Origin of the sequence: Caloramator australicus RC3, assembly GCF_000297115.1 — a bacterium.
Taxonomy (GTDB): domain Bacteria; phylum Bacillota; class Clostridia; order Clostridiales; family Caloramatoraceae; genus Caloramator; species Caloramator australicus.
Genome location: NZ_CAKP01000120.1, coordinates 1 through 12,382 on the forward strand (window position 1 = coordinate 1; position 12,382 = coordinate 12,382).

The following is a 12,382-nucleotide window of genomic DNA, read 5'->3' on the forward strand; positions in this document are numbered from 1 at the left end:
TATAAAGACCGAGAACTTTGCCAGTAGCATCGTCGATAGCACCATGGATAGAATAGTTACAGCCAATACCCAGCCAATCAAATGGAGAGGAATCCATCTGAACTAGAAGCCCCATCTGTGGTTTTCTTTTTCGTCTTGTATGGGGTTTAAATCTACGGCGCTTTTTAGGGCTTTTAATACCGGTAGAGTTAAGGATATTGTAGATGGTAGAGTAACTTAGCTTAATGCCATGGAATCTTTCAAGAAGCTCGTTAAAATGTTTGAAGTTAGCATTTTTGTAGTTGTCAGACAATTTAAGAGAGATAATTTTACCTTTAAGTTCATCGGAAACAGCATGAGAAGGTTTACGGCCTTTGTTTTTATGAATAAGAGCAGAAACCCCGCTTTGCATCACACCCTTTCTTAATCTAATAACTTGACGTTCGCTAAGGCCTAAAACCTTTGCTGCTTCCTTGACAGTTAATAAACCCTCAAGGGATTTTTGAATGACAACATACCTATTAATTTGTTTTTGTGACATTGAATAAAACACCTCGTTCCTCATAGTGACATTTTATCATATTACTCTACAACATGACATTATCATAAAATAATCACAAGCTTACAAAAATTGTTATTGAATTATTTCGTTAAATATAGTATAATCTATAAGTGCCATATGGAGAGATGTCCGAGAGGTCGAAGGAGCACGACTGGAAATCGTGTGAACCCCTATAAAGGGTTCCGCGGGTTCGAATCCCGCTCTCTCCGCCATGGCCGTGCTAGACGGGGAGGTAGCGGTGCCCTGTAACCTGCAATCCGCTATAGCAGGGTTGAATTCCTTGCTGAGGTACCTGCCTGTGGGGACTGCCCCTGGCAAGTGGTGTTGATAACTGGGTCCTATGCAACAGAAACCTGTGAACCCCGCCAGGTCCGGGAGGAAGCAACGGTAAGCAGGCACTTCTGTGTGCCATGGGGAAGCCTGGTTGGAGCTAACTACCAGGGTAACGCCTGTAGGTTTATATCAAGGCAAGGTGCACGGCCTTAAAGATCTGGATTGCCAGGTCTTTTTTTATATACAGACATCAAGCTGGTGCTAAGTCACCAGCTTAATTTTTAAAGGAGCTGATTTTATGAGAATTGCTCTTTATAGAAAATGGAGACCTCAAAACTTTGACGAAGTTGTCGGACAGGAGCCTATCGTTAAAACTTTAAAAAATCAAATAAAAGCTGGACATATATCGCATGCTTATCTTTTTTCAGGAACTAGAGGAACAGGTAAAACATCGACAGCAAGAATATTTGCAAAGGCTATAAACTGTTTAAATCCAATAGATGGGAATCCATGTAATGAGTGCGAAATATGTTCAGGAATAAACAAAGGAACATTACTTGATTTTATTGAAATAGATGCTGCATCTAACAATAGAGTTGAGAATGCTAGGGATCTTATCGATACTGTTTCAATTCCTCCTTCAAAGGCAAAATACAAGGTATATATAATAGACGAAGTTCATATGCTGTCAACTCATGCCTTTAATGCTCTTTTAAAAACCTTAGAGGAACCCCCTGAATATGCTGTATTTATATTAGCTACAACAGACCCTCAAAAGGTTCCGGTAACTATTTTATCAAGATGCCAGAGGTTTAATTTTAAGAGAATTAAAAAGGATGAGATTAAGGAAAGACTAAAGCTTATTGTAAACGAAATTGGAGTAGAGATTGAAGAAAATGTTTTGGATCTTATAGCTTCAAATTCTGATGGTGCATTAAGAGATGCCTTGTCTTTACTTGATCAATTGGTTTCTACAGTAAGCGGCAAAATAGATTATGAAAGCGTTATATCAATACTAGGTTTAACATCAAAGGAAAATATTTTTAAACTTGTTGATTTGATAATTGAAAAGGATATTCAAAATTCACTGAAACTTGTAGATAAAATTATATTAGAAGGTAAGGATATAAACAATTTTATAGAAGAAATTATTGCTCATCTTAGAAACCTTTTAATGGTTAAAGTCTCTAAAAACCCTTCAGAGATTATAGATGCAAGTATAGATTATATAAAGGAGCTTAAAAATCAAGCAGGCAGAATTTCAAGTGAAGAAATAATGAGGGGGATAAATATATTTATAGAGGCGGAAAACGATGCAAAAACATTTATGCAGCCAAGGATCGCCCTTGAGATGGCGGTGATTAAGTTTTGCAGAATAGAATATGACACTTCCTTAGAAGTTATTTTAAATAGATTAAATAGACTAGAGGAAGCTATAAAATCTGGAAATGTAAATATAAATGTAAATTTAAGGGAAGAACACAAAAAGGAAACAAAACAAATATTAAAGGTAGAAGAAGCAGCAAAACAGGAGGCAAAGGAGGAGGCTGCATTAACTGTTGATGTTACTTTAGATGAAGCTAGAATAGCATGGCAGGATGTTTTAAATTATTTAAAAGTAAATAAAAGGATGAGCCTTGCTTCCCTGCTTAATTTAGGGGATGTTACATCTGTAAAAAATGGAGAAATAACAATAACCTTTGAAGGCAAATATGCCTTTTCAAAAAAGAAAATCGAAGAGGGAGACAATAAAAAGTTTATTATAGAGGCCTTCTCTAAGGTTTTAAGAAAACCAGTTAGGATAAGACTTGAGGTTAAAGAGGAAAAGAATGATATAGAGGAAGCTATTAAAAAGACAAAGGAAATTTTTGGTGAAGATATAGTTGAAGTGGTTGAGTAAATTAATGGCTTGGAGAGATATAAAAAAAATGGTATAATTTTTAAAGACCCACATTCAAGTATTTGCATATAATAATATAAAGGCTACAAGGAGGTTTTAAAATGTTCAAGGGTGGAATGCCACCAATGGGAGGCGGATTTAATAATTTAATAAAGCAAGTTCAAAAAATGCAAAAACAAATAGAAGAATTTCAGGAAGAACTTCATAATAGAACTTTTGAAGCTTCAGCTGGCGGTGGTGCTGTAACTGCAGTGGTAAACGGTAAAAAGCAGCTTCTTGAAATAAAAATAAAGAAAGAAGTTGTTGACCCAGATGATGTTGAAATGCTTCAAGATTTAATTCTTGCTGCAGTTAATGAGGCTACAAATAAAGCAGAGGAAACTGTGACAAGCGAAATGGCAAAGATAACTGGTGGTCTTCAAATGCCAGGTCTTTTCTAATGTGGGGTGATTTTTTTGAATTTTTATCCCCATTCCCTTTTGAAACTTATTGATGAGTTTACTAAATTTCCAGGAATAGGGCCAAAGACTGCCCAAAGATTAGCCTTTCATGTTTTAAACATGGATGAAAAAGATGTAGAGAGCTTTTCAAAGGCTCTTGTAGATGCAAAAAAGAATATAAAGTATTGTTCCGTTTGTGGTAACCTAACGGATGTGGATCCATGTATAATATGCAAGAATACAGAGAGGGATAAAACAACCATCTGTGTTGTTGAAGAACCAAAGGATGTTATCGCAATGGAAAAAACAAGGGAGTTTTTTGGGATATATCATGTGCTTCACGGTTCTATTTCTCCGTTAGGTGGGATTGGTCCGGATGATATTAGAATAAAAGAGCTTTTATCTAGAATTACTCCTGAGGTTAAGGAGGTAATACTGGCAACAAACCCAAATGTTGAGGGTGAAGCAACAGCAATGTATATTGCAAGGCTTTTGAAACCTTTAGGAGTAAAAGTTACAAGAATAGCCCATGGAATCCCCGTAGGCGGGGATTTAGAATATGCCGACGAAGTGACTTTAAGTAAGGCATTAGAAGGAAGAAGGGAAATTTAAATCCCTTCTTTTTTTTGTCTCCCTCAAAAAAACTCTGTCAATTCCAGTTAAACCTTGTCAAAAGAAAATAAAGTTGTTCAAAATGGAAGAGTTAATTTAAGGCTCTTCCTTTTTTATTTGGATTAGTATTTTAGAGATTAAGTATGATAGGGTAATAGGGTATGGGAATTAAGGGGGATAGTGATTAGGAATTTTAGGGAGAAGGATATTGGGATTAGTGAGGACAGGAGTTTAGTTTTAAGTGAAAAAATTAGAAGATAGTTAGTAAGGATTTAGTAAGTTCAAGGGTTTTAAGTGATTGAATTGAGATTAATAGTGAGAATAAGTTTTATAGTGCTTAGTATGGGAAAGTATGAAAATATGAAAGATTAAATAGTAAGAATTATATACCCCCCTAACTGCTATTCTACTTACCACTATACTTAATACTATTCCCCTATTAAAAACTAAAACACTATTCCACTTATCCATAAATTTTTGTCAAACTTTATTTTCCTTTTCGACATGAATAATTGTAAATATGTGTAAATAAATTGGAAATTATTTTGAGAATTTTGACAGACTTTATTTTATGGTATTTTATGGGAGGTAGATTTTTCAAGAGGTGAGATGGGGTGGTTTTGACAAGGTTTTTTTGACAAGAACATTTGTGTCTTCCTCAAAAAAAACTCCTTCAATTCCAATTAAACTCCTTCAAAAGAAAATAAAGTCGTTCAAAAGGGAAGAGTAAATTTAAGGCTCTTCCTTATAACCAACTATTTTTTTTAATGCTCTTTGCACAGCATCTTTAGATGTTCCCCAAGGAGCATCGGCATTTAAATAATCAAACTTTTTAATAAACCACTGAATTTCCTTTTGTAATTCCTTTAAACTTTTGTTTTGAATTTCTTTTGTAACTTCAATAAATTCATTAATTCCCGTTTCGTAAGTATTATGATGATTACAATATGATAATATTAATAAATAATGATTTTTACAAAAACCTTTACAGGTTTTATATAAGGTTTTAAAATCCTTTTCCCTAATCCAAAGATGGATTAAAATGCCTATATTATCAATGATATTGGTATAAATTTTATTACATATAAAGCATTCTTGATTATTATCATATCTAATATTGTTGTGGGGTTTAAATATTTTGCGAATTAAAGAATCTTTATTTATTGATTGAGCACTTTTTTCAACATTATTTATTTCAATATCTATTATCTTATCTAGAATCAATGCTAAACCAAGCTTGTCATAGGTTTGATTAAGCTTTTCAAAATGCCGTCTACAAAATAAAAATTCATTCCCTAGTTTTGTGTAGAATTCGGAATCCATTACCATTTCTCCCAATATAACTTCTATTAATTGCCTTTCATATTCATTTTGAATTAAACACAGGGGACATTCAGCTGTTTTATTTTCAAAGGCCTCATAAACTCTTAGTTGTTCAATGGATAACTTCATAGCTTTCACACCTTTGTTGAATATTAAAACTCTTAATTATTATATATCAATAATCTGTTTAAATCCACCACATTTTGGGAATAATAACAGATAACATAGGGGAGGTGGATTTCTTATGGAAATGAATATAAAATTTGCTGAAAAGTTAAATATTGCCAAGGAAAAGGTCAATGAAAATGATGCATTAAAGGATGAATTCAAGGCTGCAGTTTTAGAGCTTGAACTTATAAGAAATTATATAAATTATGTGGATGATCCTGACCTTATAGAATATGCAATTTATGCTGAAAAGGCAATTCAAAAAAGAATTGCATATATTTTAAAGAAGTTAAGGTAATAATATTTTTTTGTTTGAATAAATATGATTTAAGGGGGGATTTCTATGATGTTGAATATAGATCAAAGTATAATTTACTATTTAGGGGTAGTTATATTTTTAATTTTATTGGTCCTTTCAATGAAATTAAAAAAATTGATCATATTTAAGATTATATTAAAAACAGCAATTGGAGGACTTATAGTTTTTGCTCTAAACATATTACTCAATCTTTTTCAAACGGCTATTCCGCTCAATTTAATAACATCGTTTTTAGTCGGAGTTTTAGGTATACCAGGGCTTTTATTAATATTTTTAATTAAATATATAGTATATCCGTTATAAAAAATAATAAATATTTTTTATAGGATTCGCCTGATATGTCGAATCCTTTTTATTTTTTGAAATTATTGACTTTAAATGTAGGGTTTGTTACAATCTATTTGATGCTCTGTTATATTTTTGACTATTCTTAATTTTACTATTTTTAAACAACTGTTATTAATTAATAATTATTATGTTATACTTGAATTTCTTTTTAAATGAAGGGAGGAAAAAGTAAAATGGGTAAGCTAGTTGAAATTCGTTGGCACGGTCGTGGTGGACAAGGTGCTAAGACAGCTTCATTACTTCTTGCAGAAGTAGCTTTTAATACCGGAAAGTATATTCAAGGTTTCCCAGAATATGGTCCAGAAAGAATGGGGGCTCCAATTACTGCTTACAACAGAATAAGCGATGAGCCAATAACAATCCACAGCAATATTTATGAACCAGATTATGTTGTTGTTGTTGACGAAACATTAATCAAGTCAGTTCCAGTTACAGCGGGATTAAAGGAAGGTGGAGCAGTTATAGTAAACACTGCAAAGTCACCTGAAGAAATTAAAAAGGAATTAAACTTCAACGGAAAGGTTTATACAATTGACGCAAGAAAGATTTCAGAAGAAACACTTGGAGCATACTTCCCAAATACTCCAATGCTTGCAGCAGTTGTTAAGATTACAGGTGTTATTCCAGTTGATGTATTCTTAAACGACATTGAAGCTTCATTCAAGCATAAGTTTGCAAACAAACCACACGTTGTTCCAAAGAATATGGAAGCTGTAAAGAGAGCACTTGAGGAGGTGAAGGGAAATGAATAATAGAAAGATGAATATAACACCAAATACTACTTGGAAGGAAACTACACCAGGTGGAGTAATTCTTGATGCTGGTAATGCAGAGGATTTTAAAACTGGTGACTGGAGAGCAATGAGACCAGTATGGCATGAAGATAAATGTAAACACTGCCTACTTTGCTGGGTAGTATGTCCAGACAATTCAATCCTTGTTGAAGACGGGAAGATAAAGGGATTTGATTATGATCACTGTAAAGGATGCGGAGTTTGCACAAAGCAATGTAAGTTTGGCGCACTTGACTTCGTTCCAGAAGAATAATGAGGGGAGGATTAGGATATGGCAAAGAGAGTTTCTTTAAGTGGTAACGAAGCAGTTGCATTTGGTATGAAACAGATAAATCCAGATGTTGTTGCTGCTTTCCCTATAACACCATCAACAGAAGTTCCACAATACTTCTCACAATTCGTTGCTAATGGAGAAGTAGATACAGAATTCGTAGCAGTTGAATCAGAACACAGTGCGATGTCAGCATGTATAGGTGCTGCAGCAGCAGGTGGAAGAGTTATGACTGCAACAGCATCAGCAGGTCTTGCACTTATGTGGGAAATGCTTTATGTTGGTGCATCAATGAGACTTCCAATGGTTCTTGCTGTTACAAATAGAGCACTTTCAGGACCAATCAATATACATAACGATCACTCAGATACTATGGGTGCAAGGGATTCAGGTTGGATTCAGCTTTATGGTGAATCAGCTCAAGAGGCATATGATAACTTAATTCAAGCAATAAGAATAGGTGAACATAAGGATGTTCAACTTCCAGTTATGGTTTGTTATGACGGATTTATAACAAGTCATGCAGTTGAAAACCTTGAAATGCTTGATGATGAAGAAGTTAAAAAGTTTGTTGGAGTAAAAAGAGAAGCTCCATTTGCTTTAATTGGACAAGATCCAGTTTCAATGGGACCACTTGATCTTCCAAATCACTATTTTGAACACAAGAGACTTCAAGCTGAAGCTATGAAGAATGCAAAGAAGGTAATCTTAGAAATTGCAGCAGAATATGAAAAGTTAACAGGAAGAAAATATGGTTTCTTTGAAGAATACAAAATGGAAGATGCAGAAGCTGCAATAGTAGTTATCAACTCAACCGCAGGAACAGCAAAGTTCGTTGTTGACAATTTAAGAGCACAAGGCAAGAAGGTTGGTCTTATAAAGATTAGAGTGTTCAGACCATTCCCAGCAGAAGAGCTTGCTGAAGCTCTAAAGAACGTTAAGGCTGTTGCAGTAATGGATAAGGCTGATAGCTTCTCAGCAGCAGGTGGCCCATTGTTTGCTGAAGTTAGAAGCGCTATGTATGGAAGAGCAGATGGAAAGATAGTTACTAATTATATTTACGGTCTTGGCGGAAGAGACGTTACTACAACTCAAATTGAAAAGGTTTATGCTGACCTATTCAATGCAATTGAGACAGGAAAATACGAAGTTTACAACTACTTAGGTGTAAGAGAATAGGAGGTGTTTTTATGCCAAATTTAAAGGAGCTTTCTAAGAAGAAGGTTAGATTTACCGGTGGACATAGAATGTGCGCAGGATGTGGAGCGCCAATGGTTGTTAACTGGATACTTAAGGCATTAGATGATGATGAAAGAGCTGTTATTTCAAACGCAACTGGATGTCTTGAAGTTTCAACATGTCTTTATCCATATACATCATGGAAGGATTCTTGGGTTCACACTGCTTTTGAAAATGCTGCAGCTACATGCAGTGGAACTGAAGCTGCTTTTAAAGCTTTGAAGAAAAAGGATTTGTTGATGGAAAGTATAAGTTCATAGCATTTGGTGGAGACGGTGGAACATATGATATCGGTTTACAATCCCTTTCAGGTGCTATGGAAAGAGGACATGATATGCTCTATGTATGCTATGATAACGGAGCATATATGAATACTGGTATCCAAAGATCATCAGCAACTCCTTATGGTGCAGATACAACAACTTCACCAGCAGGAAAAGTAAAGCAAGGTAAAGAACAGTTTAGAAAAGACTTAACTGAAATTATGGTAGCACACCATATTCCATATGCTGCACAAACTGTTCCTGTAATTCCTGGAACTCCATATATGTTTGACCTTTACAACAAGGCTGAAAAGGCGTTTAAGATTACAGGTGCTAAGTTTATGAACGTTTTAACTCCATGTCCAAGAGGTTGGAGGTGCGATACTGCAACTGAGCTTGAAGTTGTTAAGGCTGCAGTTGAAACATGTTTCTGGCCACTTTATGAAGTTGAAAATGGAGAATACAAGATAAACTATATTCCGAAGGAAAAGAAGCCAATAACAGAATGGTTAAAACTTCAAGGAAGATTTAAGCATCTATTAAAGCCAGAAAATGAACATATAGTTCAAAAGATACAAGAAGAAGTAGATAGAAGATGGGAAAGACTTTTATTCCTTGCGAAGGTTAAATAAAAAAGCTTCGGGCAAATGCCCGAAGCTTTTTTATGTGATAGGGGTTATTCTCTAAAGGGTTAAATATATGTTGGTTTATTTTAAATATAACATAAACGATAATGAATGTCAATATCATATTTTTTCTAACCATGCATTTAGAAAAAATTAAAAATATTTTTAAATTTTCGAAAAATTTGAAGGAAAATTTTGTTTATTATAGAAATATAAATTAGATATAATCATTTTTTTAAAGGAGGGGGTTATATGTCAAGAAAGGGTCTTCCTGAAGGCGCTTATGGTCTTAAGGAGGGACAAAAGTATGTGCCTTACATTCCATCAGAAAAGGTTATGCCTGAGTTTACTGCTTTGTCAATAGTTGTAGGTATACTTTTGTCCATCATATTTGGTGCTGCAAATGCTTATCTTGGACTTAAAGTTGGTATGACTATTTCAGCATCAATACCAGCGGCAGTTATTTCAATGGCAATAGTTAGAGTTGTTTTAAGAAGAAAGTCAATTCTTGAAAACAACATGGTTCAAACTATCGCATCAGCTGGTGAATCCCTTGCAGCAGGTGCAATCTTTACACTTCCAGCATTATTTTTATGGGGAGAAAGCCCAGATGCATTAACAATGGGAATAATTACATTTGTTGGTGGTACTCTTGGTGTTCTTTTCATGATTCCTATTAGAAGATATTTAATTGTTCAAGAACATGGAAAGCTCCCATATCCAGAAGGAGTTGCTTGCGCTGAAGTTTTAGTTGCAGGTGAAGAAGGTGGGACAGGTGCAAAGTATATATTCATGGGAGGACTTGTAGGACTTGTTTATAAGTTCTTAGGAGACGGGTTAAAGCTATTCCCAACTGAAATAGAATGGGAAATTAAAGGATATGAAGGTGCCGCAATTGGTGCTGATGTTTACCCAGCTCTTCTTGGTGTTGGATTTATAGTTGGTCCTAGAATTTCTGCTTATATGCTTGGTGGTGCAATCCTTGCATGGCTTGCTTTTATACCGATGATTACATTCTTTGGGCATTACATTGCAGAACCAATTTTCCCTGCAGCAGCTCCAATAAAGGAACTTGGATACTGGGGAATTTGGAGTAGATATATAAGATACATCGGTGCAGGTGCCGTTGCAACTGGCGGTATAATTAGTTTAATTAAGGCTCTTCCAACTATAATCAACTCATTTAAAGATGCAATGAAGGGATTTGGAGCAAAGGCAGCAGGAAAGATAGAAAGAATAGATAGCGATATGGATGCAAAATGGATTATTGGTGGAGTATTAATTCTAGTTGTTTTAATGGCAGTTCTACCACAAATTCCAGTTGGTGTTTTAGGTGCAATCCTTATTGCTATATTTGGATTCTTCTTTGTAACAGTTTCATCAAGAATAGTAGGTCTTGTTGGAAGTTCCTCTAATCCAGTTTCAGGTATGACAATTGCTACATTATTAATAACTACAGTTATATTAAAGGCTGCTGGCTATTCAGGACAAAAGGGTATGATTGCAGCTCTTGTTATCGGTGCGGTAATTTGCACTGCTGCTGCAATAGCGGGTGACATATCGCAGGACCTTAAGACTGGTTATCTTGTTGGTGCAACACCATGGAAACAGCAGGTGGGTGAAATAATCGGTGTTCTTGCATCAGCAGTAGTTATAGGATTTATTTTGATAATGCTCAACAAGGCTTATACATTTGGTTCAAAGGAACTCGGCGCTCCACAGGCAACACTTATGAAACTTGTTATTGAGGGTATTATGAATGGAAATCTTCCATGGAACCTAGTATTCATGGGAGTTGCAACATCTTTAATGCTTGAATTATTTGGAATACCTGCACTTCCGGTTGCAATAGGACTTTATCTACCGATCCATCTTTCAACTCCAATAATGGTTGGAGGTATTATAAGAGGTATAGTTGATAAGATGGAAAAGAGGGAAGATGTTCTAAAGGAAAAGGTTGAAGTTGGAGTTCTTTATTCATCAGGTCTTATCGCAGGGGAAGGCCTTATGGGTGTAATCCTTGCAGCATTTGCTTATGCTAATGTCGATTTGGCATTAAAGAGTATGCCACTTGGACAGTGGGGTGCTTTAATCTTATTCTTAATAGTTGCATGGACACTTTGGATGTATGTAGATAAAGTAGGGAAAACAAATCTTCCAAAGGACAAGACTATAAGTAAATAATTCAAGGCGGCATTTTTGCCGCCTAATTTTTAGATGGGGGGGAAGTTAAGTGAAATACATATTATATGTGTTATCAATTGCGATAATAACAATGATTTTAATGTATATAGGATATTTAAAGGAGGCAAGACTGCCTAGCGAACTTATCAATGTGCTTTATATTAAAGCAAGAAAAAAATACTTGATTATTTAAATAAAAATAAAAAGGCAAGCATTATGGAACTTCAAGATCTCATAAAAAATATTAGAGGAAGGGTATTTTGGAGTAAAAAACAGGTTAAAATAAATGAACCAGAAAAATTTGTAGATTTAATAATTAATGATTTACATCAAAAGGGATTAATCGATATTGAATTTAAGGGGAGTAAAAAAATTATTTGCATAAAAGAATAATGAATAGAATTTTGAGGAATGGAAACACTAATAATGCTGACAACTAAACCTGGAATATCGATAGCTATAATTTCAAGATTAAAAGAGAAAAACATAGATTTTGTAATATAAACTCAAATAATGGTCTATAACAGATATGAAGCTATGGAATCATGGTGATAATATATAAAAGTCGTCGCGAGGGCGGCGAGAAAAAAGAAAAAAGATATTGACAAAGAGTAAAAAGCGTGATAAGATAAGAAACGCTGATTGACCTTTGAAAACTGAACAGTGGCGAAGCGACCAGCAGTAATTTAAGAAGCTAAGGATTTAAACATAAGAGTTTGATCCTGGCTCAGGACGAACGCTGGCGGCGTGCCTAACACATGCAAGTCGAGCGGAGATGCCAAGGAGCAATCCAAGGTGTCTTAGCGGCGGACGGGTGAGTAACACGTGGGTAACCTACCCCAAGGAGGGGGATAACAGGTCGAAAGGCCTGCTAATACCGCATAAAGCTTATGTATCGCATGATGCATAAGCCAAAGGAGGAATCCGCCTTGGGATGGGCCCGCGGCCCATTAGCTAGTTGGTGAGGTAACGGCTCACCAAGGCGACGATGGGTAGCCGGCCTGAGAGGGTGGTCGGCCACACTGGGACTGAGACACGGCCCAGACTCCTACGGGAGGCAGCAGTGGGGAATATTGCGCAA

Annotated in this window: 13 protein-coding genes, 1 tRNA gene, 1 rRNA gene, 1 other RNA gene and 1 pseudogene; 15 read left to right on the forward strand and 2 right to left on the reverse strand. The window is 35.4% G+C overall.

What is annotated here, in order from left to right:
- The coding region (locus CAAU_RS11555; RefSeq protein WP_040306598.1) for a helix-turn-helix domain-containing protein at positions 1–520 on the reverse strand (520 nt) is incomplete at its 3' end.
- A gap of 140 nt (positions 521–660) precedes the next feature.
- Here CAAU_RS11555 and CAAU_RS11560 point away from each other — a divergent pair.
- The 5 genes from CAAU_RS11560 to recR all read left to right on the forward strand — a co-directional run bounded on the left by CAAU_RS11560 (position 661) and on the right by recR (position 3,766).
- Positions 661–753, forward strand: a tRNA-Ser gene (locus tag CAAU_RS11560).
- Between the two features lie 3 nt (positions 754–756).
- An RNA gene (gene ffs, locus CAAU_RS14390) (signal recognition particle sRNA large type) lies at positions 757–1,021 on the forward strand.
- A 91-nt stretch (positions 1,022–1,112) separates the two neighbouring features.
- On the forward strand, positions 1,113–2,714 hold the full coding sequence (dnaX, locus tag CAAU_RS11565; protein WP_008909619.1) for a DNA polymerase III subunit gamma/tau: 1,602 nt from the start codon (positions 1,113–1,115) through the stop codon (positions 2,712–2,714).
- Between the two features lie 101 nt (positions 2,715–2,815).
- Positions 2,816–3,154, forward strand: coding sequence for a YbaB/EbfC family nucleoid-associated protein (locus CAAU_RS11570; protein ID WP_008909620.1), 339 nt, complete (start codon positions 2,816–2,818; stop codon positions 3,152–3,154).
- A 15-nt stretch (positions 3,155–3,169) separates the two neighbouring features.
- Positions 3,170–3,766, forward strand: a complete 597-nt coding sequence (gene recR / locus CAAU_RS11575; RefSeq protein WP_008909621.1) for a recombination mediator RecR — start codon at positions 3,170–3,172, stop codon at positions 3,764–3,766.
- 732 nt (positions 3,767–4,498) lie between these two features.
- Here recR and CAAU_RS11580 read toward each other — a convergent pair.
- Entirely contained in the window at positions 4,499–5,218 is a 720-nt protein-coding gene (locus CAAU_RS11580) for a DUF6062 family protein (protein ID WP_008909623.1), read from the reverse strand.
- Positions 5,219–5,333: 115 nt separating this feature from the next.
- Between CAAU_RS11580 and CAAU_RS11585 the strand changes: the two genes are divergently transcribed.
- The 10 genes and pseudogenes from CAAU_RS11585 to CAAU_RS11620 form a co-directional block, all read left to right on the forward strand.
- On the forward strand, positions 5,334–5,555 hold the full coding sequence (locus CAAU_RS11585) for a hypothetical protein (protein ID WP_008909624.1): 222 nt from the start codon (positions 5,334–5,336) through the stop codon (positions 5,553–5,555).
- 45 nt (positions 5,556–5,600) lie between these two features.
- On the forward strand, positions 5,601–5,879 hold the full coding sequence (locus tag CAAU_RS11590) for a pro-sigmaK processing inhibitor BofA family protein (protein WP_051004422.1): 279 nt from the start codon (positions 5,601–5,603) through the stop codon (positions 5,877–5,879).
- A gap of 218 nt (positions 5,880–6,097) precedes the next feature.
- Positions 6,098–6,676, forward strand: a complete 579-nt coding sequence (locus CAAU_RS11595; protein ID WP_008909626.1) for a 2-oxoacid:acceptor oxidoreductase family protein — start codon at positions 6,098–6,100, stop codon at positions 6,674–6,676.
- Positions 6,669–6,971, forward strand: coding sequence for a 4Fe-4S binding protein (locus CAAU_RS11600; RefSeq protein ID WP_008909627.1), 303 nt, complete (start codon positions 6,669–6,671; stop codon positions 6,969–6,971). The genes CAAU_RS11595 and CAAU_RS11600 overlap by 8 nt, the downstream gene beginning before the upstream one ends.
- An 18-nt stretch (positions 6,972–6,989) precedes the next feature.
- Complete coding sequence (gene porA / locus CAAU_RS11605) at positions 6,990–8,168, forward strand: 2-ketoisovalerate ferredoxin oxidoreductase subunit alpha (RefSeq protein WP_008909628.1); 1,179 nt, start codon at positions 6,990–6,992, stop codon at positions 8,166–8,168.
- Between the two features lie 11 nt (positions 8,169–8,179).
- Positions 8,180–9,123, forward strand: a pseudogene (locus CAAU_RS11610) (thiamine pyrophosphate-dependent enzyme).
- 246 nt (positions 9,124–9,369) lie between these two features.
- Entirely contained in the window at positions 9,370–11,301 is a 1,932-nt protein-coding gene (locus CAAU_RS11615) for an OPT family oligopeptide transporter (protein WP_008909631.1), read from the forward strand.
- A 49-nt stretch (positions 11,302–11,350) separates the two neighbouring features.
- Complete coding sequence (locus CAAU_RS14685) at positions 11,351–11,494, forward strand: hypothetical protein (RefSeq protein ID WP_008909632.1); 144 nt, start codon at positions 11,351–11,353, stop codon at positions 11,492–11,494.
- A 23-nt stretch (positions 11,495–11,517) separates the two neighbouring features.
- Complete coding sequence (locus CAAU_RS14690) at positions 11,518–11,694, forward strand: hypothetical protein (RefSeq protein ID WP_008909633.1); 177 nt, start codon at positions 11,518–11,520, stop codon at positions 11,692–11,694.
- 311 nt (positions 11,695–12,005) lie between these two features.
- Positions 12,006–12,382, forward strand: a 16S ribosomal RNA gene (locus tag CAAU_RS11620); the annotation flags it as partial.

Coding starts and splice junctions, on each gene's coding strand:
- dnaX (WP_008909619.1), top strand. CDS start 1,113: ATGAGAATTGCTCTTTATAGAAAATGGAGACCTCAAAACTTTGACGAA.
- CAAU_RS11570 (WP_008909620.1), top strand. CDS start 2,816: ATGTTCAAGGGTGGAATGCCACCAATGGGAGGCGGATTTAATAATTTA.
- CAAU_RS11580 (WP_008909623.1), bottom strand. CDS start 5,218: ATGAAGTTATCCATTGAACAACTAAGAGTTTATGAGGCCTTTGAAAAT.
- CAAU_RS11585 (WP_008909624.1), top strand. CDS start 5,334: ATGGAAATGAATATAAAATTTGCTGAAAAGTTAAATATTGCCAAGGAA.
- CAAU_RS11590 (WP_051004422.1), top strand. CDS start 5,601: ATGATGTTGAATATAGATCAAAGTATAATTTACTATTTAGGGGTAGTT.
- CAAU_RS11595 (WP_008909626.1), top strand. CDS start 6,098: ATGGGTAAGCTAGTTGAAATTCGTTGGCACGGTCGTGGTGGACAAGGT.
- CAAU_RS11600 (WP_008909627.1), top strand. CDS start 6,669: ATGAATAATAGAAAGATGAATATAACACCAAATACTACTTGGAAGGAA.
- porA (WP_008909628.1), top strand. CDS start 6,990: ATGGCAAAGAGAGTTTCTTTAAGTGGTAACGAAGCAGTTGCATTTGGT.
- CAAU_RS11615 (WP_008909631.1), top strand. CDS start 9,370: ATGTCAAGAAAGGGTCTTCCTGAAGGCGCTTATGGTCTTAAGGAGGGA.
- CAAU_RS14690 (WP_008909633.1), top strand. CDS start 11,518: ATGGAACTTCAAGATCTCATAAAAAATATTAGAGGAAGGGTATTTTGG.